Annotated in this window: 13 protein-coding genes; 2 read left to right on the top strand and 11 right to left on the bottom strand. The window is 68.4% G+C overall.

Translation table 11 applies throughout. The features are described from left to right. From tssM to rng, 11 genes are all read right to left on the bottom strand, one after another. A complete protein-coding gene (tssM, locus tag ACVCMB_RS00415; RefSeq protein ID WP_447099320.1) occupies positions 1-3,528 on the bottom strand; it encodes a type VI secretion system membrane subunit TssM in 3,528 nt (1,175 codons plus the stop codon). A gap of 5 nt (positions 3,529-3,533) precedes the next feature. Next, positions 3,534-4,910 (bottom strand): type IVB secretion system protein IcmH/DotU, encoded by a 1,377-nt coding sequence (gene icmH / locus ACVCMB_RS00410; RefSeq protein ID WP_395117314.1) that lies wholly within the window; start codon positions 4,908-4,910, stop codon positions 3,534-3,536. Between the two features lie 4 nt (positions 4,911-4,914). Then, a complete protein-coding gene (gene tssK / locus ACVCMB_RS00405) occupies positions 4,915-6,249 on the bottom strand; it encodes a type VI secretion system baseplate subunit TssK (protein ID WP_395117312.1) in 1,335 nt (444 codons plus the stop codon). A 201-nt stretch (positions 6,250-6,450) separates the two neighbouring features. After that, on the bottom strand, positions 6,451-7,797 hold the full coding sequence (tagH, locus tag ACVCMB_RS00400) for a type VI secretion system-associated FHA domain protein TagH (protein ID WP_447105827.1): 1,347 nt from the start codon (positions 7,795-7,797) through the stop codon (positions 6,451-6,453). 261 nt (positions 7,798-8,058) lie between these two features. Then, complete coding sequence (locus ACVCMB_RS00395; RefSeq protein ID WP_395117308.1) at positions 8,059-8,601, bottom strand: DUF6931 family protein; 543 nt, start codon at positions 8,599-8,601, stop codon at positions 8,059-8,061. 11 nt (positions 8,602-8,612) lie between these two features. Continuing rightward, positions 8,613-10,574, bottom strand: a complete 1,962-nt coding sequence (locus tag ACVCMB_RS00390) for a type VI secretion system Vgr family protein (protein ID WP_395117306.1) — start codon at positions 10,572-10,574, stop codon at positions 8,613-8,615. A gap of 112 nt (positions 10,575-10,686) precedes the next feature. Continuing rightward, positions 10,687-12,000 (bottom strand): tetratricopeptide repeat protein, encoded by a 1,314-nt coding sequence (locus ACVCMB_RS00385; protein WP_447107194.1) that lies wholly within the window; start codon positions 11,998-12,000, stop codon positions 10,687-10,689. Between the two features lie 144 nt (positions 12,001-12,144). Further along, on the bottom strand, positions 12,145-12,432 hold the full coding sequence (locus tag ACVCMB_RS00380; protein ID WP_395117304.1) for a PAAR domain-containing protein: 288 nt from the start codon (positions 12,430-12,432) through the stop codon (positions 12,145-12,147). A gap of 82 nt (positions 12,433-12,514) precedes the next feature. After that, complete coding sequence (tldD, locus tag ACVCMB_RS00375) at positions 12,515-13,954, bottom strand: metalloprotease TldD (protein WP_395117302.1); 1,440 nt, start codon at positions 13,952-13,954, stop codon at positions 12,515-12,517. 67 nt (positions 13,955-14,021) lie between these two features. After that, positions 14,022-17,966, bottom strand: coding sequence for a YhdP family protein (locus ACVCMB_RS00370; RefSeq protein ID WP_447105826.1), 3,945 nt, complete (start codon positions 17,964-17,966; stop codon positions 14,022-14,024). Positions 17,967-17,987: 21 nt separating this feature from the next. Further along, positions 17,988-19,487, bottom strand: a complete 1,500-nt coding sequence (rng, locus tag ACVCMB_RS00365) for a ribonuclease G (RefSeq protein ID WP_395117297.1) — start codon at positions 19,485-19,487, stop codon at positions 17,988-17,990. Positions 19,488-19,650: 163 nt separating this feature from the next. Here rng and ACVCMB_RS00360 point away from each other — a divergent pair, with 163 nt between their 5' ends. Both ACVCMB_RS00360 and ACVCMB_RS00355 read left to right on the top strand, forming a co-directional pair. Beyond that, on the top strand, positions 19,651-20,343 hold the full coding sequence (locus tag ACVCMB_RS00360; protein ID WP_447105825.1) for a Dph6-related ATP pyrophosphatase: 693 nt from the start codon (positions 19,651-19,653) through the stop codon (positions 20,341-20,343). Continuing rightward, a complete protein-coding gene (locus ACVCMB_RS00355) occupies positions 20,327-20,842 on the top strand; it encodes a mismatch-specific DNA-glycosylase (RefSeq protein ID WP_447105824.1) in 516 nt (171 codons plus the stop codon). Before ACVCMB_RS00360 ends, ACVCMB_RS00355 begins: the two co-directional genes overlap by 17 nt.

Below are 20,842 nucleotides of genomic sequence, written 5' to 3'. Positions count from 1 at the left end.
TCAGCCTCCGCACCGGAAGCTGGACAGGGCGTTGCTGAGGAACGGATTCTTCAGGTTGTTGGCTTGCAGCGTCACCTTCGCCACGTGGCCGCCGAAATTGAAACTGGCCACGAAGCGCAGGTCGGACTGCTTCTGCAGGTTGGCCGCCTGCAGTGCGCGGAAGAACGCCCAGTCGCCGCGATAGTCGAACGTGGTGAGCAGGTTGCCGGCGGTGTCGTAGGCGGAGATGGAGACGCGGCCCGGCTGCGGTCCGGGCCATTTCATGCTGACGTTGGTCGCGCCACCCGGCTGGTATTCGTATTTCTGCCCGTCGACGTCGATCACCAGCTTGCCGATGCCGGCATCAAGCACCGGCGTGAGCCAGGTGAAATCGACTTCCGGCAGGTTGCCGCTGCGGAAGAACATCTGCTTGATCCGGTCGGCGCCCTGCAACTGACCCAGCATTCCGGCCGAGCCGCTGATCGCGCCGGGCCCGGTCTTCCATTGCCAGTTGCGGCCACTGGCGTCGATCAGCTTGCCGGCGGTCTGGTTGTAGAAGCTGTCGAAGCGACCGCCATAGCCGAACAGCTCGCCGAAGTTCTGCAGCGGGATGTCGTTGTTGCTCGACGGCGAGAACGGGTAGCGTCCGCGGGTGAAGTCAGCGCAGTCCTTGCCGACGGCCTGCTGGTACTGGTCGTCCAGCGCGCTCTTGGTGCCGCTGGCCACCAGCGCCTGGCTCTTGCCGGTGAGTGCGGCAAACCAGTTGGAGGCCGGCGGCGGGAGTTGCGCCGCAGCCTGCTGGGCCAGCAGCAACTGCGGGTTGGGCTGGCCGGCCGCGTTGCTGAAATCGCCCATGGTCAGCAAGGTCTTGCTGAGGTCGTCCAGCGTCTTCAGGGTCTGGTCGATCGGCTGCGCGCCAGGCGCGCCCTCGGTGAGCTTGTCGATCTCGGCGAAATGGTCACTGATGACCTTGCCCGGTTTCTCGCTGGCTGCATCGCCACCCGCCGCACCGGTGGCCCCGGCCTGCGCCAGCGCCCGCGCCAGCGCAGTTTGCGTGGCACGCTTTTGCGCCAGCTTCTTGGCCACGTCCTCGGCCTTGTCGGCGGCATCGCCGGGCGGCGCGCGCATCAGATCGCTGGTGTTGTCGCGCACCACCTTGAGCAGCAGCTTCAGCGGCGAGTTGGGGCCGGCCAGCTTGGCGGCGATGGCGCTGGCGTCCTGGATGTTGTTGATCGGCTGCAGTTGCAGGTCGGCGAGAACATCGTCCCAGGCCTTGATGTAGTCCTGCTCGTAAAGCCCGAGCACCTGTTGCGCGAGCTGAGCCTTCTGCACCGCGTCGATCTTGGTGGCGCCGAAGACCCAGTCGTCCGCGGCGAACTGCGCCACCGACTGTTCAATGCCCTTGTCCACCTCATGCTTGAACACCGGCTGGGTGAACAACGCCGGGATCGGATCGGACAGCGGTTTGCCGCTGCGCCGCTGGTACACGTTGCCGAGCAGGCCCAGTTCCTTGTCCAGCCGCAGCGGCGGGTAGTTGCCGCTGCCGGCGGTGAGCTTGAGGTTGCCGTAGATCAGCGTGGCAAGGTCCGCGGTGCGCAGCGTGCTGCGCGCCTGCTCGACCAGGTTGTCGTCCAGGCTCAGCGGGCGCAGGCGCCCCTCGTGCGCGACCAGTGCGTCGAAGTGCTTGCTCAGCGCCTTCTGCAGCACCGGGTCGTTCGGAAACAGGCGCTGCCACTCGACCCCGGCCAGCGCCACGATCTGGTCGTGGTCCAGATGCTTGGGCTCGCCCAGCATCAGGTAACCCTTCAGGTAGTAATAAAGCATCTGCGGGTCGCCGGCGTTGGCGGCCAGCCCGGCGCGGAACTGCGAGGCCACGCCGGGCAGCAGGATCGCGTTGAGCTCGCGGTAGTACGCATCGCGCACCTCGTCGCCCACCGCGTTGCCCTGGTACAGGCCCAGGCGCATCGACAGCGGCACGTCGCCCTGGTGCTGGTCGGCCACGTCGACCGCCGCGGACAGCGCTTCCAGCCGCTCCAGCACCAGCGCGAAATACGCCTGCTGGTTCGGCGCCAGCGAGAGATCGCTCTGCGCCGGATACTTGGCCAGCGCCGTGTGCACGTCGGCCAGATAATTGCCGTTGCGCCGATAGCTGGTGGCCAGGCCGAACACCAGCAGGCCGCAGGCCAGCAGCACGCCGATGTAGCAGGCCGCCTGCAGCAGCACCTTCTGGCGCTCCAGCTTGGGATCGGTGCCGGCGAAGCCCGATTCGCGGAACAGCACGTCCTTGAGCAGACGCTCGACGAAGAAAGTGCGGCTCTGCGCGCCGGGCACGTGCAGGCGCGAGGCGTCCAGCCCGAAGGTGCGCGCCACCGCGCCCATCATGCGGTCGATCGGCGTGCCTTCCTGCGTGCCGGAGGTGAAATACGCGCCACGCAGCAGCAGCGGCGCGTCGTACTGATGGCCCGTGAACACGCCTTCGACGAACTGCCGGGTGATCTCGCGCAAGGCGCCCAGCTGCTGCGGAAACGACAGGATCGCGGCGCGCCGCTGGCGGTCGCGCTCGCGATGCAGGCGATCGAGGATGCGCGTATTGAGCCGCTCCAGCAGCAGGTTGAACTCCGCCAGGAACTGTTTGGCCGCGGTGCCGGCCATGGTCTGGTCGACCGGGAACGACATGCCCCAGACCTGGCTGCGCAGCTCCGGCGTGAGGTCGTCGAAGAACTCGGTGAAGCCGGCCACCAGGTCGCACTTGGTGAACACCAGGTAGGCCGGCACCCCGATGCGCAGGTGCTTGGCCAGCTCGTCCAGCCGCTGCCGCACCGCCATGATGTGCTGCTGCCGCCCGGCCTCATCCAGGGTGAGCAGGTCCGACAGGCTCATCGCCACGATCACGCCGTTGATCGGCCGCCGCTTGCGGTACTTGCGCAGCAGGTTGAGGAACTCCGTCCACGCCGACGCATCCGCGCCGCGGTCGGAGTCCTGGGTGGTGTAGCGTCCGGCGGTATCCAGGAACACCGCCTCGTCGGTGAACCACCAGTCGCAGTTGCGGGTGCCGCCGACGCCGCGGATCGCTTCCTTGCCGAACTTGTTCGACAGCGGGAAGTTGAGGCCGGAGTTCTGCAGCAGGGTGCTCTTGCCCGAACCCGGCGGGCCGATCACCACGTACCAGGGCAGCGCGTACAGGTTGGTGCCGCCGCTGCGGTTCTTGCGCAAGGTGTCCACCGCTTCCTGGAAGCGCCCCTGCAATTGCGCGCGTTCGTTGGCGGCGCGATCGTCGATGCCCGCAGTCGCCGGCGCACCCTGCTCGCTGAGGTCACTGGCCATCTGCCGCGCCTTGCCGCGCACGCGCATCTGCCGCACCTGCAGCCACACCGCCCAGATCACCACGATCACCAGGATCACCAGCAGCCGCACGACCTGGCTTTCCAGCGGATGCGACTCGCCGAAACCGAGGTAGGGGCCGCCGAACCAGATCAGCAGACCCAGCAGCAGCAGGCCGACGAGGGTGATGAACAGGCGGGATTTGAACAGCGCAAGAAGCTTGCCCACGATGTTCAGTCCTCCGGGCTGTAGAGAATTTCGACGCGACGGTTGCGCGCCCGGTTGGCTGGCAGGTCCGGCGGCAGCGCGATCGGCTGCGACGAACCGGCACCGCTGGATTCGAGCCGCCCGGCGTTGTCGATGCCCTCGCTGAGGATCTGCACCACGGAACGCGCGCGCGCCGCCGACAACGCGTAGTTGTCCTTGAACTTCAGCGAGTGAACCGGCTGGTCGTCGGTATGGCCAACCACCACCACCCGGCCCGGTACCTGGTTCAGCGCCGCGGTGATCGCGTGCAGCATCGGGATCTGCCGCGCTGTAACCTCGGTACCGCCGGAGGCGAACATCGCCGGTGCATCGAGCCGCACCAGCGCCGAGCCGTCGGGCTTCTCCTCCACGGTCAACGCGCCGGCCTGCTCCTGCGGCGCCAGCAACTGCTTGAGACTCTTGCGCTCGACCTTGGGCTGGGTCTGGCGCAGCCGCGACTCGTCCGGCGGCACCGCGCTGCGCAAGCCGATCTGCGCCACCTGCGCGCTGACCGGCGAGGACAACTCGTTCAGGCGGGTGTAGAAGTACAGGAACGCGCCCAGCAGGATGCAGGCGCCGGCCGCCACGATCACCCACAGCGGCACGTAGCGCACCAGCGGGTTGCGCCGGTCCTCGATGCCCTTCCAGTGCGGTGCCAGTTCGTCCGCCGCCGGCGGGCGCTGCGCCTTGATGCGCCGGTAGAGCTCCTCCTGGATGTCGGCCAGCTTGGCGCGGCCGTCGGCCTCGATCTGGTAACGCCCGCCGAAACCGAGCGTGAGGCAGATGTACATCAGTTCGATCAGGTCGATGTGGCGCGAGAAATCCGCGCACAGGCGATCCAGGATCAGGAAGAACTTCTCGCCACCGTACGACTCGCCGTGGAAGGCCACCAGCAGCGTCTTGGCCGCCCAACCGCTCTGCCCGCCCCACGGCGTGTTCATCACCGCCTCGTCGAGCGTGGTGCACAGCACGTAACGCGCGGCGGTGATGGTTTGCGCCGCAATGCCGGCGGCTTGCGCGTTGCTCTCGAACTGGCGCACCTGGGCGATGACCTGCTCGCGCAGGCGCGCCGCGTCGGGCTGTGACGCGCTGTTGCGCAACTGCACCGACAACAGCAGCAAGGGGCTGGCCGCCTGAACCAGGGTATTGAGCCCGGCACCCAGGAAATCGCCGATTGCGGCCGCGGGAACCTGTGCGTGACCCGCCGCCGGCCGTGCCGGCGCGGCAGTCGGCCGGGTGGCGGGAGGCGCTGCGGGAACAGGAGCGGGCGCGGGGGTCGGCGCAGCCGGTGCAGGTGCGCCGCGCGGGCGGACTATGGTCCGGTCCTGCTGCGGATCGTCGTCGTGGGGACCATTGCTGCTCATGCGCTCAACCTCGGATCGCCCAGAGTTGCAGGTCGAGACCGGCGAACTCGCCGCCAAAATGGAACGCGATGCCGCCCGACGTCTTCAGGCTCCGCCACATCGGCGAATTCTTGTCGAACTCGAAATACAGGTAGCCGGAGTTGTACGGAATCTGCCGCGGCGCCACCGGCATCGGCGCCACCGGGATGCCCGGCAGCTGCAGGTTCACCAGGTCGCGGATCTTCTCCACCGGACCGATCTTCGACTGCGCCGGCAGCTGGCGGCGCAAGTCTTCGGACTTCAGGTCCGCCTTCGCCGCCAGCACGAAGGCTGCGGTATCGATCAGGCTCAGGTCCGGCACCACCGCCACCCACACGCCGAACTTGCGCTGCTGCATCGGGATCGGGATCGCAGTCTGCTCCATCACCGCGCTGAGGCTGGTGCGCAGCGCCGCGATCAGCGGCTCGAAGCTCGCGTACAGCGCCTCGTGGCGGTACGCCGGAAATGCCGGGGGACGCTTGCCGGCAGCGGTGAAAGTGGCCAGCTCGCCGGCCATCTCGGCCAGCACCCGGTAGAAATCCTCCGGATGCAGGATCGGCGCGGCACAGAGGTGCGCGATCAGCGGCTGATAGCGGTTGACCACCTGCAGCAGCAGGAAGTCGGCGATCTCGGCGGCACCGCCGCGATCGGTGACCGCCACGCGGCTGGCCAGCGCCTCGCCGCGCTGGTGCAGCAGGCCCAGCAGTTCGGACAGAAACGTGCTCAACCGCGACGCGGCCTGGCAGCTCAGCACCGTCGGCATGAACGCCTCTTCCAGGATCACCCGCCGATCGGAGCGGCATTCGACGATGCGCGCCACCGGAATCTGCGCCAGCCCTTCGAGCGGTTGCGACTGCGGCAACAGCCGGCTGTTGAGCCCGCCCACCTCCAGCACGGTGAGCCCGTCGACGCTGCCGGAGGCGTCGCGCACCTCGGTCTCGCGCACACGATAACGGAACAGCTTTTCCGCCGGCGCCTCGGGCCGGCCGCTGTCCGGCTGCGCCGGCGAGCGCAGCGGCAGGGTCAGGAAGACGGTCTGGTCGCGCCAGTTGTCGTTGACGTCCAGCGCCAGCGGCAGCGGATCGTCGCCGGGCATGTCGAACGGCGTGCCATCGGGAAACACACCACGCGCGCGCTTGATGCCGAGCTTGCCGATCGCCAGCAGGTCGGTTTCCAGCTCCAGTTCGGAGAAGCCCCAGGTGTAAGGACGCAGGCTGCCGGCGCGCAGTTCGACGAAACGCTCCAGGTAACGCTCCTGCTGCTGCAGGTGCTGCGGGCGCAGGAACAGCCCCTCACTCCACACAACCTTGTTGTTTTCCATGCGTCGCGCTGCCCCTGTCAGAAGTTCCCCCGGCTGCGCTGCCGGGATATGCCGCGTCGACCCGCTGTCGCCGACCGATGCTGCATGGAAAAACATCCGCGTCCGTGGCGCCCCCGGCGCCCGGAAATCCGTCGAGAAAGAGCGGCCCTGCCCTTCCTGCACCCCATCGAACGCGGCGCGTCCGCAATCGCCATGTACCCGCTAGCGATGCGTTGCCTGCCGCATTCTCCGCGCCGATTTCAGGCGTGACAACTGTTCTTCGTACGCACGCGCGAACTCGTCGCCGAACAGGCGCCGGAAACAATCGTCCGGGTCCTTGTTCAAGCCTTCGAAATGCTCGCGATATCTTTCCCAGTACTTGCCCTTGCCGGCGAACGCCGAACGCTTGGAGCCGCCATCGGCCTCCTGCTCGAAGCGATCCGGGTTGAAATGCACCAGCAACGACTCGAATGCCGCCCGCACGCCTGCCAGCATCGCCATCTGGTGACAGCGGATGTCGTCGAAGGCATCCTCGAACGCCGCGGTGCCGGACATGAAGGCGCCGCCGCTGGGCGCCATGATCTTCTGCAGCGCCTCCTCCGGGTTGGGCGCGAACTTCAGCGGGTTGTTCTCCGAGCGCTGGATGATGGTGACCGGCAGCCGGAACGTGTTCTTGATCTCGGCGCGCGCACGCAGCACGTCCATCACGCCGTCGACCACGACGCGGAAAATCTCGTCCATGCCGGTCGGCAAGGCGTGCGGCCCGGTGGCCTCGGCGCGATCGACCGCGGCCATCGGCATCGGCGCGGCGGGCATCACGCGCGGCGCCGCGGCGACCGGCGCCGGCGCCGGCGCCGCAGGCGGCACCGGCGCGGAGAAGTCGCCCATGGTCAGGTCCCAGTTTTCCGGGAGCTGGTTGGCCTGCCGCTGCTCGTTGGTCATCGGCGGGTGGAAATGATCCTGCGTGCTGGCGGTGTGGTTCCAGCTGGCGCTGGCATTGCCGGTGGTGGCACCGGACAGCAGTTCGGAAGCGGGATCGCCCGGGCCGAGGAAACTCAACGGGTCCAGCGCACCACCGACACCGACCGCACCGGGGATCAGGTCGGCATCGGCCGGAATCGTGTTCGGCGAGGGCTGCGGCGGCAGCGACGCCATCGGCGAAGACAGCCCGAAATCCAGCGGGTCGATGTCGGCACCGATCGCGGCGGAGGTCGGCGGCGCCAGCAGGTCGGGCGGCGGGATCGTGGCGCCGGCATCGCCCAGGTGCACTTCCACCTCGAAGGTGTCGATCAGCAGGCGATCGCCGTCGGTCAGCGCGGAGGGTTCGCCCTTCACCAGCGGCGCACCGTTGAGCAACATGCCGTTGGTGCTGCGATCCTCGATGAAGTAGATGCCGTTGAGGTAGCGCACCATCGCATGCACGCGCGACACGCCCGAGGCGCCGAGCACCCAGTCGCAATCCTCGGAACGACCGATGCTGCCGCCGACGCCCGCGAACGTCCCGCTGCTGCGGCTGCCGAATTGGGCAGCCTGATGACCGGCAACGGCGAGGATCAGGCTCTGCGACATCGGTTTGCTCGAGTGTTCCCTGGTCAAGGTGAATCAGCCGGCGCCGCGCACGATGGATTCCATCCACGTCCCGACCGGGCTCGCCGTCCGGCCTGGCTGCTGACTGTTCGCGAAAAACCGCGGCTCCGTGGATCGGTCGCCGCCACGCGCGAAGCGCGTGATCGGAACTGCCGGCATGGCCTGACTGACGCGCGGAAACCGTCCGCGCCATCGTATCGTCCCGAGGTGCAGCGGGCAAGCCGCGAACGCGCGCGACCGGCCTCAGGCTCCCGCCGCGCCGTCGCCGTTGAGCAGGCTCAAGGCCGGCTTGATGAAGGCGGCGCGACGCGCGGCGAAGGTATCGACATCCAGCGCCGCCAGCATGTTGATCGCGGCCACCACCGCGCATGCCGTGAGATGGTCGGCCGGCGGCACCGGCGCCTCCTGCGTGGCGGGCGCGAGACTGCCGCCGGACCAGCCCGCGGCAGCGGCGACCCAGGCGCCGGCGGACTTGTAACCGCCTGCGGTGGCGAACTCGAACGCCGCGCGGCGATTGCTCTCGTTCGGCTCGCGCACCCACTTCTCGGCCAGCGAGGCGCCGGCGCGGTCTTCCGCATCGAGCGTCTGGTCGCGTGCGCACTGGCACAGCCATGCCACGGCGTAGCGTTTGGGCAGCATCCGCGCCAGCAGTTTCAGCGCATCCTGCACCTGGCCGGCCTCGACCAGCGCCTGCACCGCCGCGTGCGCGGTCATCTCCGGCCGCAGCAGCGCACTGGCCGGCTCGGACAACTCCATCTGGATCGATGCCTGCATCACGGATGACATCTGTGCGCCCTCTAGCCGATCATGATGATGCCGCCGGACAACTGCGCCATGGCGTCGCCCTTGAGCGACAGCATGGTGCCCTTGACCGTGGTCGCACCGCTGCTGGAAAACTCCGCCGAGGCACCGGCCTTGGCCGCCACCGTGGCGTCGCCGTCGATCTTGACGCTCACGCCCTTGATGCTGACGTTCACGCCCTTGATGTCGATGGCGCCGGAGGACTTCATCACGATGCTCGCCGCCCCGGTCACCAGCTCGATCTCGGTGCCCGCGCTGAGCTTGAACTTCTGCCCGATGGTGGTGGTGCCGTTGCCGGTGACGTCAAGCTTGTCGTCCTTGCCCACGGTGGTCGTGCGCTTGCCGGTGACGTCCTCGGTCTGGTCGTTCTTGACGGTCATCTTCTCGTCGTGGTCCACCGTCACGACACGGTCGTTCTCCACCTCCACATGCATGTCCTTCTGCGCATGCATGAAGAAGTCTTCGCTGCCCTTCTTGTCCTCGAAGCGAAGCTCGTTGAAATCCTCCGCGCCGCCGCCCTTGTGGCTGCGGCTCTTGATGCCGCTCTGGGTCATGTTGTCGGGCAGCGTGTACGGCGGCATGTTGTCGGCGTTGTAGACGCTGCCGATCACCAGCGGCCGGTCCGGGTCGCCTTCGAGGAAGCTCACCACCACTTCCTGGCCGACGCGCGGAATGCTCACCGCGCCCCAGTTCTTGCCGGCCCACGAGGAGGCCACGCGTACCGGACAGGAGATGTGGAAGTTTTCCTTGTCCGGCTTGTTCCAGTGGAACGTGACCTGGATGCGGCCGTACTTGTCCACCGAGATGTCTTCGGCGGTGTCGCTGCCGGAGACCACCGCGGTCTGCAGGCCGACGATGCCGGGCTTGACCGCGGTCGGCATGCTGCGAAACGGCTGGCGACTCTGGATCGCCGAGAAATGGCAGAAGAACTGGTTGCTGCCCTGCGCGCCGGAGACCTCGGCGGCATTCTCGATGTGCACGGTGGAGCCGACCACGAGGTATTCCTGGTTCAACTCCGCGCGCGGGAACTTGGTCAGCTTGAACAGCGCGCCGGTCAGCACGCCGCAGACGTTGGTCGCGCCGGTGCAAAGCGACTGCGCGACGTTGATCGCCTCCAGCCGAACCTGCGCGTAATGCTTGCCGGCGGCGGCGGTCAGGTGGTCGCCGGGGTAGTCGAACGAATCGAGCTTGGGCACCCGATGGTTGCCGTCGGCGTTGCTGATCGACTCGAACCCCAGCAGCGACTTCTTCGGGTCCAGCGGGTCGTAGTCGGTCAGCGAATACTTGATCGTCTGCACCGAACGCGCGGTGCTGAACTCGGTGATCGCCGGCTCGCTTGACGCCTTGCTGGTGCCGGTCTGCGGCCGATACGGCAATTCGTCGAAGCCGCCGGTGGCTCCGTGCGCACCGAGCGAATCGGCCAGCACCATCGTGTGCACGCCATCGCGGTGCTGGAAGAAATAGTAGATGCCCTCCTGCTCCATCAGTCGGCTGATGAAGTTGAAGTAGCTCTCGCGGTACTGCACGCAGTAATCGCGCTCCGGGTAGTCCCCACTCAGGCTCAGCTTGACGTCGCTGTAGCCGATTTCGGCGAGCACGTCCTTGACGATCGTCGGCACGGACTTCTTGAGATAGATGCGGCAATCGATCTTGTGCAGCAGCAACCAGGGCTTCGGCACCAGGGTCAACGCGTACTCCGCCTGGCGCTTGCCGGAAAAGCTCTCGAACCCCGTCTGCGAAATCTCCGCCACGATGCCGTTGAAATGCCGGGTGTAGTCGCCGGTGTCGAACGTGACGGTCATCGAGCTGCCCAGCAACGGCAGCAGCGCAACTTCGCCATCCTTGCTGAGTACTTTGAGGTTGTACGAAAACAGCTGCCCCAGTTGTTCGCTGCCGGAAAAGCTGGCTGGTTGCAGCTTGTCACCGAGATCTGACTTCAGTGTCATTTGATGCGGCATGTCCGTCCTCCCCCAACGGTCCCGACGGCATGGGCCGGCAAACCAGTCCGGGTATCATACGTCTGGCCTGTTTGGGGAGTCCATTGGCGCCCTGCGGCGCTTGCGCGCCTCTTCAATTGCCGTTCGCGGCGGGCTTTTGCGCCAGCACCACCCAGCCGGCCACCGGCCTGCCCAACTCCTTGCGCAGCGAATCCGCGCTGATCGACGGATCGGGAAATCCGGCGGCGGACAGCACGCGTTCGACGCACCCGCGCGTGTGCCGATAACGTCCGCTGGCGGACAGCTCCAGACGATCGCCTTCGCCGTCCAGCACTTCGAGCGTGAAGGCAAGCCAGCCGCCCGGGCGCAACGCGTGATGGGCGGCCGACAGCACCGGCACCAGGTCGCCGAAATAGATCAGGGTGTCGGCGGACAGCACGACATCCCAGACGGGCGGGCTCGCGCGCAGCCACCCGGCCAGTTCCGCCTCCACCAGCTCGTCGTAACCACCGCGCTGGCGCGCCTTTTCCAGCATGCCGCCGGACAGGTCCACGCCTACCAGGCGCTGCGCATGCGGTCCGATCAGCGGCCCGCACAGACCGGTGCCGCAACCGGCATCGAGCACGTCCAGCGTGGCCTGCGGCGCACCGAGACGATCCGCCAGCGCGCCCACGAGCACCTGCGGCGCGCGATAGTTGAGGTTCTTCAGCAGCATCTCGTCGAAGCTTGCGGCGAAGCCGTCGAACACCTGGCGGACATAAGCGTCCTCCGCGCGTGCAGGCGCCGCCTCGCCGCCGCACGCGGCCAGCATGTGCCGCGGCACCGGGTTGTCGGGCTCGCGCGCCATCCAGTCGCGATAGACCTCGATCGCCTCGCCGCTGCGGCCGAGCATGTACAGCGACACGCCGAGCGCATCACGCGCGCGCAGGTTCTGCGGATCAAGCTGCGATGCACGCGTGAAGCAGCGCACCGCTTCCTCCACGTCTTCGATCTGGTTGATGTGCCGACGGCGGAACATGCCCATCAGGTAGTGCGCGTGGCCCAGTTGCGGCTCCTGCGCCAGGAAGCGGGCGTAGATCTCGCCGGCGTCGTCCACGCGGCCCTGCGCCTCAAGCACCAGGGCCAGATTGCTCAGCGCGTCGTGGTGCCGCGGCTGGTGGCCGAGCGCGCGCCGGTAGCAGGCCTCGGCCTCGGCCAGCTGGCCGCACTCCTTGTGGATGTTGCCCAGGTTGTTGTGCGCATCGGCATGCTGCGGGGTCGCGCGCAGCGCCATGCGGATCAGCCGGATGCCTTCCTCGCTGCGGTTGCGCTGGTGGCACAGCACGCCGAGGAAATGCAGGGCATCGGGTTGCCCGGATTGTCGCTGCAGGACCTTGCCGTAGAGCGCCTCCGCCGCGTCGAGCTGGCCGTCGCGATGCGCGGCGATCGCGTCGCCCAGGGTGGCCAGCACACCGGCAGCCAGCGCACTGCCGTGCGGCCGGCGTCGGCTTCGATCCGACGAAACACGCTTCAAGTCGCCCCCTTGCCACGCGCAGTCGCGTCCGGCACAAGCCCCGTCCGCCGCGGACGGGATACCGGAACCGAACGACGTCTAGTTGATGATGACGGTGAAGCAGCCGAGCACGATGGTGCCGCCGTGTGCGGTGCTGTCGCCCATGCGCGCCGCAGGCAGGCCTCCGATCAACACCTTGGGTGCGCCCATGACGATGGTGTCCGGCGGGCCCACGCAGGTGACCATGTCGCTCACCCGTGCGGCCGGCAAGCCGCCGATCAACACGGTGGGCGCGCCCGGCGCGACGATAGGGCCGCCGACGTGCGGCACCACGCCGGTCACCATCGGGCACACGTGCATGTCGGTGAGGCGTGCGGCGGGAGGCATGGCGAACTCCGTGGCTCGATGGCGTGACCCGGCGATGGTACGCCAGTTCGGCGCACGGAGTCAGCCGCGTCGCATGCCCGGATTACGAGGCCGTGCCGCCGACCGTCATCGAATCGATTTTCAGGGTCGGCTGGCCCACGCCCACCGGCACGCTCTGGCCGTCCTTGCCGCACACACCCACACCCTCGTCCAGCGCCAGGTCGTTGCCGATCATCGAGACGCGGTTGAGCACGTCGGGGCCGGAGCCGATCAGGGTGGCGCCCTTCACCGGGCGGGTGATTTTCCCGTCCTCGATCAGGTAGGCCTCGGAGGCGGAGAAGGTGAACTTGCCGTTGGTGATGTCGACCTGGCCGCCGCCGAAGTTCGGCGCGTACAGGCCCTTCTTCACCGAGCGGATGATTTCGGCCGGATCGTGCGATCCGGCCCGCATGTAGGTATTGGTCATGCGCGGCATCGGCAGCGCGGTGAACGATTCGCGACGACCGTTGCCGGTCGGCGCCATGCCCATCAGGCGCGCGTTGAGCTTGTCCTGCATGTAGCCTTTCAGAATGCCATCCTCGATCAGGGTGGTGCATTCGGTCGGCGTGCCTTCGTCGTCGATGCTGAGCGAACCGCGGCGACCGGCGAGCGTGCCGTCGTCGACGATGGTGACGCCCTTCGCCGCCACGCGCTGGCCGATGCGACCGGAGAACGCGGAGCTGCCCTTGCGGTTGAAGTCGCCTTCCAGGCCGTGGCCGATTGCCTCGTGCAGCAGCACGCCGGGCCAGCCGGGGCCGAGCACCACGGTCATCTGGCCGGCGGGCGCGTCGGTTGAATCGAGGTTCACCAGCGCCTGGCGCACGGCCTCGTCGGCGAAACGCAGCGCACGTCCGTTCTCGAGCAATTCGCGATAACCGTAACGGCCGCCACCGCCGGAATAGCCCTGCTCGCGGCGACCGCTGGCTTCGGCGATCACCTGCACGTTGATGCGCACCAGCGGGCGCACGTCGGCGGCCAGGGTGCCGTCGGAGGCAGCGATCAGGATGGTGTCCATGGTCGCGGCGAGGCTGACGATGACCTGCTTGATGCGCGGGTCGCGCGAGCGCGCGTAGGCGTCGACCTCGCGCAGCAGCGCGATCTTGTCGGGATTGGGCAGGCTCTCCACCGGATCGATCGCCGGATACAGCGCGCGCGCGTCGTGCAGTGCCAGCGGCTTGCCGGCGCCGTTGCCGCCGTGCGCGATCGCGCGGGCTGCCCTGGACGCCTCCAGCAGTTGCGGCAGCACGATCTCGTCGGAATAGGCGAAGCCGGTCTTCTCGCCCGAGATCGCGCGCACGCCCACGCCCTGCTCGATCGAGTGGCTGCCGTCCTTGACGATGCCCTCCTCCAGCGTCCACGACTCGCTGCGCGAATGCTGGAAGTACAGGTCGGCGGCGTCGATCGACGGACCCATCAGCTGGCCGAACACGCGGTCGAGGTCGCCGGTGGCGATGCCGCCAGGGGACAGCAGCTTGCTTTCGGCGAGGGCGATCAGTGAATCCATGGGTCAGCGTGCCTGTGGTCGATCCGGAACTACCCCACATGGGGCTGGCGGGGGAGGCTTTAAAGCTTCACGGCCCCGACGAACCGGCGCTGGCCGGAGCAGGCACGGACCCGGTCGGCGCGATGCCGCCGGACGAAGCCGGCGCGGGTTCGAGCAACAGGCTCGGCGGCACCACCACGTCGTGCTTCTCGACCAGGGTCATCTTCGGGTCGTCCCAGCTCCCGGTGATCCGGTAGCGCGCGCTGGCCGCCTTGTTCAGCCCCTTGCCGAGCAGGCCTTGCACCGCGAAACCGGCCGCCGCGCCGAGCGGGCCGCCGACCACCGCGCCGACCACCGGCAGGCTGTTGCCGACGTGCGGCACCACCACCATCTGCTGGTCGTAATCGCGGGCGCGCAGGCCGGTGCGACCGGTGACGCTGATGTTGGCCGCCGGCCCCTTGATGATCAGGTTGTCGGTAGTGGCGTTGCCGTCGGCCAGGCGGAAATCGCCGCTGATCGTGTCGAAGCCCAGCCCCTTGCCGAACACGTCGCCGAAATCCAGCGTGAGCCGGCGCGGCAGGTCGGCCAGCGAGACCAGGCCGAGCAGGCGCCCCACGCCGGGCGAGCTTGCCTCGGGAATACGGCCATCGTTGACCTGCACCTTGAGCGTGCCGTCCATCGTGGCCAGCGACAGCGCGGTGGGGCTGCCGGGCCAGCTGGCATCGAGTTCGTCGCGGGTCCGGCCGCCATCGACCAGGCCGTCGTAGCCGAATGCCGAGAGCATCGCGCCGAGATCTTCGGCGGAGAAGCTGATCCGCATGTGGGTGCGGCTGTCGGTGGCGGTGCCGTCCCAATCACCGCTGGCGGTGACCTGCACGCGCTCGGACAGCGCGCGCAGCTGTTCGATGTGCATGCCCTTGGGCGTGGGCCACGTCTCCAGCCGCGCTTCGCCCAGTCTGGCATCGCCCAGGCGCAGGTCGCGCACCCACAGATGCAGTGGCGGCAGCGCCGCGGGATTGATGCCGGTGTTCGCCGGGTCATCGACGATTGCCGCCGGTGCCGGCCCGGGGGCGGCCGCGGTCGCCGCGACGGCAGGCGCACTCGCCGCCGTGGCCGACGCGGCGGGCTGCCGTGGCCAGTGCAGATGTTCCATGCGCGCAGTGACGCCACGCTTGTCCAGTTCGTCGGTGGGCACCTTGATGTTGCCGGCCATGGCGGGGCCATCCACGTCCACGCTGAGCAAGCCGGGCTGGGGCGCGGCACGCACGGTCAGCGCACCGAGGGGGCGCTCGAAACCGATCGCCTGGTCGGTGCTGACGTCGATACTTTCCAGCGCCGGGCCGTCGCCGCCCGCACCCGCCACCGCACGCTGGACCCAGCCGGCGACATCCAGCCGGGCCGCATGGCCGCGGATGCGCAAGCCTTTCGAGGGAAGCGCCGGCGGCATCTGCCTGCCGAATGCCAAGGTGCCGGCCAGCGGTCGTCCGGCGGCGTCATCGGCCAGCCGCAGGTGGCCGCGCAGCACCTGGCCCAGCTCCAGTTGCACGTCGCTTCCGGCGGTCGGCAGGCTCATCTGCAGATGCAGCGGAAGGTTGCCCACGGCGGGCTTGTCCAGCGGCGCGGGTAGCGCCAGCCCGATGCCGCTGAGCGGCGAATCGATGCTGAGCGTCTGCGCGAGTTCCTCGCTGCCCGGCGGATGGGCGAGCGTGAAGCCGATGCTGAACGGGCCACGCCCGTGCGCCAGGTCCGCCAGCCATGCCAGCGAGGGATAACCCTGCACCAGCTCGGCGACCTGGTAATTGCCCTGGAGGGTCGCCGAGAACACCGTGTCCGGCGCGGCGTTGGCGCCGGCAATCGCCAGCTGCAACTGCGCGGGTTGGCCATGGAACACGGTATCCAGCGGCCCGCCCTGCAGGCCGTGCAGGTCGAAGCGCAGCGGACCGGCAATGCCGGCCAATGCCAGTTGCCAGTCCGGTGCCGCGAGGTCGGCATCGTGCAACTGCGCGGTGCCGTCGAGCTGCGCATCGGCAATGTGCGTCAACGGCAGGCTGAGATGGAACTCGAACGTGCCGCGGCCACCAAGCGTGAGCTTGGCCAGCGTATCGGACGCGCGGCGGGCGACCGGGCTCCTGCGGGAGAAGTTCAGCAGGCTCGCACCGCTGCCGCCACCGCGCACGTTGAGGTCAAGCAGGGGCTGGCCGAAGTCCGGGATCAGCGCCACCGCGCTGTCCACTTTCACGCCCAGCGAATGGCCGGCGCCGGCTTGCACCAGCATGCCGCCGTTGACGAAGCTGGCCACCGCATCGACGCCTTCGGCCTGCGGCCACTCGTCGCCATAGTCGAGGGTCAGGCCGTGGATCTCGGCCCGCGCTTCGAAGCGACCCTCGTTGTGGTGGAAGGGCCAGTCCGCCAGATCGCCGCGCACCAGCACCTGCGCCTGCTCGACGGTGCCGGCCACCAGCGCGCGGTCCAGCCATGCCACGGTCGCCGGCGGCATCACGTTGACCGGCCAGAACAGTTTCGCCGCGGGAACCTCGGCGTGGTCGATCGACGCGTACAGACCCAGCCACGGCGCGCCGCCGCCGGCAGGCAGCACCGCCTCGCCGCGTGCGCTGCCGGCATAGCCGGCGCCGACGAATTCCAGACTGTCGGCACCGATGTGCCAGTCGCCATCCTGCGGCCAGAACGCCAGCGTGCCGGACAGGTTCGACAACGCGAACGGGTGGCGGAACACCTGCGCAAACGTCACCGTGGTGGCTTGCGCCGGCAGCTCCAGCGAGAAGGCTTCGGCGTCCCCACGCAGCGTGCCGCGCAGGTTGCTCAAGCCTGGCGACTTGTCCACCGGATCGATGCCGAGCCGATCGAACGCCACTGCCAGGCGCTGCAATCCGCCGGCCCGTGTCCAGTGCAGCGCGAGCCGCTCGAGTTCGCCACGCGGATGCCCGCGACCGAGCCAGCGCGCGAGGCCCGGGGGCAGATCCGGCTTCAACGCCAGCCATGGCAGCAGCGGTGCCAACTGCAGCTTGTGCGCGGCGGCCTCCACGCGCAATTGCGGCGTGCCCGGCTGATCCAGTTCCACCACCGCGGCACTGCCGTCGTCGCCGGCCCAGCGCAGCGCGTAACCGGCACCCTCGGCATGGATGCCGGCCAAGCCATGCAGCGTCGCCACCTCGGCCACGCCGCCGGCGGGTCCGCGCACCGACAGCGTGTCAAGGTCGACACGCACCACGCTGTCGCCCAGTTGACCCTGGCGCCAGTCGAGCCATGCGCTGAGGCAGCCGGTACCGTGTTCGATCCCGTAACCTTTCAGGTCGATGCCGTCGAGCAAGGGTTTCAGATGGGCCGCATCGGCGCTGACCCACAGCTTGCCGGAGCGTTCGTCCTGGCGCAGGTCGCCCACCGCGCGCACGCTGGCCTCGGCCACGCCCTCGCGCCGCAGGCTGCCGCCGAAGCGGATGCGGTCACCCTGCAAGCTGATCCGCAACTGCCGCGACAGCAAGGCGTAGTGCTCGCCCAGCGTGGCATCGGTCACTACCACGCGCAGGTCATCCAGCCACAGATCCAGCGACAGGTGGCGCAGGGAGAGCGCCGGCTGGTCCGCACCGGCGGCGGTGCCAAGCCCGCTGACGCGCCAGCCGCTGGCGTCGTGCAGCAGATCCAGTTGCAAGCCGCGCAGGTACACGTTGAACAGATGCCGTGACGGCAGCAGCCAACCACCCAGGTCCAGTTTCAGGCGAGACTCCGGCAACTGCAGTGCCGCGCCATTCGTCCCGGCGGCCGGGCCGATGCGCACGTCATGCAGCACGAATTCCGGACCGCCCGCCGTCCATCGCCCCGCCATCGAGGCGATGCCCACCGGCCGCTGCAGGCGCTGGCTCAGTTGCGCGGCCACCCATTCGGGATGGCGCGCCAGCAGCGGCAACAGCAACTGCGCCAGCGCCGTCAGCACGGCGAACAGGATCACCAGCACGCCCGCGACCCAACCCAGGCCGCGCGCGCCACCGTGCAATCGACGACGCCACACCTTGTTCATGCGCCGTGGGCCGGCGTCGACTTACAGCAAGACCACATCGAACTGTTCCTGCGAGTAATGCTCTTCCGCCTGGAAGCGTATGCTTTTGGAGATGAACTCCTCCAGCTCGGCGACCGCCGCGGACTCCTCCTCCAGGATGCGGTTCACCACGGAGGGGCTGGCCATCACCAGCAGTTTCTCCGCGTTGAACTGGCGCACGGCACGGGTGATCTCGCGGAAGATCTCGTAGGTCACCGTCTCGGCGGTCTTCAGCACGCCGCGGCCGTTGCAGGCCGGGCAAGGCTCGCACAGCTGGCGGGCCAGGCTCTCGGTGGTGCGCTTGCGGGTCATCTCGACCAGGCCCAGCGCCGACATCGGGTACACCGTGGTCTTGGCATGGTCGCGCGCCAGCCCCTTGCCGAGCATGCGCAGCACCTGGCGCTTGTGCTCCTCATCGGTCATGTCGATGAAGTCGATGATGATGATGCCGCCCAGGTTGCGCAGGCGCAGCTGGCGCGCCGCCGCCTGCGCGGCTTCCAGATTGGTGCGGTAGACGGTTTCCTCGAGGTTGCGCGTGCCGAGATAGGCGCCGGTGTTGACGTCGATGGTGGTCATCGCCTCGGTCTGGTCGACGATCAGGTAGCCGCCGGATTTCAGCGGCACGTCCTTCTTCAGCGCGCGCTGCATTTCGTCCTCGACGCCGTACAGGTCGAAGATCGGGCGCTCGCCGTCGTAGTGCTCGACGCGATCGTCCAGCTGCGGCATGAACTTGTGCACGAACCGGGCCACCCGCTCGAAGGTCTCGCGCGAATCGACGCGCACCTTCTCGATGTCCTCGTTGAGCATGTCGCGCAGGCTGCGCAGCGGCAGCGACAACTCCTCGTAGACCCGCTCGCCCACGCGCGCCTTGGCGATGTTCTCCTGCACCACGCGCCACACCTTGCCCAGGTAGGTCACGTCGAATGCCAGCGACTCCGCGCCCTGGCCCTCGGCATTGGTGCGCACGATGTAGCCGAGGCGGTTGCCATCGGTTGCATCGGCACCGATCAGCGTGCCGAGTACCTCGCGCAGGCGCTGGCGCTCGACTTCATCCTCGATGCGGGCCGAGATGCCCAGCGTGCGCGAATGCGGCAGCAGCACCAGGTAGCGCGAGGGAATCGACAGGTGCGCCGACAGCCGCGCACCCTTGGTGCTGATCGGGTCCTTCACCACCTGCACCACGATCTCCTGGCCCTCGTGCACCAGTTCGCTGATCGAGGGCAGGTGGCCGTTGCCGTTGCTGCCGGCATCGTCATCCTCGACCGCCGACAGCGCCGGGCGCACGATATCCGAGGCATGCAGGAACGCGGCGCGCTCCAGCCCGATCTCGACAAACGCCGCCTGCATGCCCGGCATCACGCGCTGCACGCGGCCCTTGTAGATGTTGCCGACGTAGCCGCGCCGCGAGGCCCGTTCGACGTGCACCTCCTGCAACATGCCGTTCTCGACCACGCCGACCCGGGTTTCACGCGGTGTCACGTTGATCAGGATTTCTTCACTCACCGCACACCCCCAGGATACAAGCCATCTTTATAGCCGTTGGCCATGCAGGCTGTCGATGAACGGCGCGCGGAAATCGACCCGGCCGCACCGATACTGCAAAATGGGTCCGTTTTCGTCTCGCTTCCGGCGCGAGACGTTCCCGCCCCTCTGGAGCCAGTCGCGCATGACCACCCCGATTCTGCTGGCCTGGAGCGGCGGCAAGGATTGCCTGCTGGCGCTGCAGCGGCTGCTGGCCGACCCGGCCTGGCAGGTGGTCGGCCTGCTGACCACGCTCAACCGCAACTATCAGCGCGTGGCGATGCACGGCGTCCATCGCGAAGTGCTGCTGGCGCAGACCGCCGCGCTCGGCCTGCCGCTGGTCGAAGTCCTGCTGGACTGGCCCGGCAGCAACGAAGCCTACGAGGAAGCCCACGCCCGCGCGCTGGTCGAGGCCCGCATGCGCTGGCCCGGCATCCGCCACTGCGCGTTCGGCGACCTGTTCCTGGAGGACGTGCGCGACTACCGCGTGCGCCAGCTCGGCCGCGAGAACTGGCGCGCGGTGTTCCCGCTGTGGGGCGAGGACACGGCGGCGTTGTCGCGCCGCTTCGTGGGCGAGGGCCACCGCGCCGTGCTGTGCTGCGTGGACACCGGGCAACTGGACGCCGGCTTCTGCGGCCGCGACTACGATGCGGGCCTGCTCGACACCCTGCCGGCCGGCGTGGATCCCTGCGGCGAACACGGCGAGTTCCACACGCTGAGCTACGCCGGACCGCTGTTCCGCCACCCGCTGCGGCTGCGCCGGGGCGAGTCGGTGCTGCGCGACGGGCGCTTCCAGTACACCGATTTCCTGCTCGACGAGCATGCCGGCCCGGCCTGACACCATCCTGCCCGACCTGCTGGCACCCGGATTGCGCCTGGTGTTCTGCGGCACCGCCGCCAGTGCGCGCTCGGCTGCCGAAGGAGCCTACTACGCGCATCCCGGCAACCTGTTCTGGCGCGCATTGTTCGACGCCGGGCTCACCCCGCGCCTGTTTGCGCCGGCCGAGTTCAGGCACCTGCTGCCGCTCGGCATCGGCCTCACCGACCTGGCCAAACACCACAGCGGCAACGACGCCGCACTGCCCCGCGACGCCTTCGACGCCGCCGCGCTGCGCCGCAAGATCCGGCGCTGCCGACCGCGCCTGCTCGCCTTCACCAGCAAGAACGCCGCCCGCGCGGCGCTGGGTGGCGCGCTCGACTACGGCATGCAGGAGGAAACCTTCGGCGCCACGCGCTTGTTCGTGCTGCCTTCGCCCTCCGGCCAGGCACGCGGACACTGGAACCTGCAGCCGTGGCTGGCACTGGGTGCGTTGTACCGGGGCGATGGCGCGCGCTGA

The organism is Rhodanobacter sp. UC4443_H10 (assembly GCF_052978325.1).
This window is presented reverse-complemented; position numbering and strand designations above follow the sequence as displayed.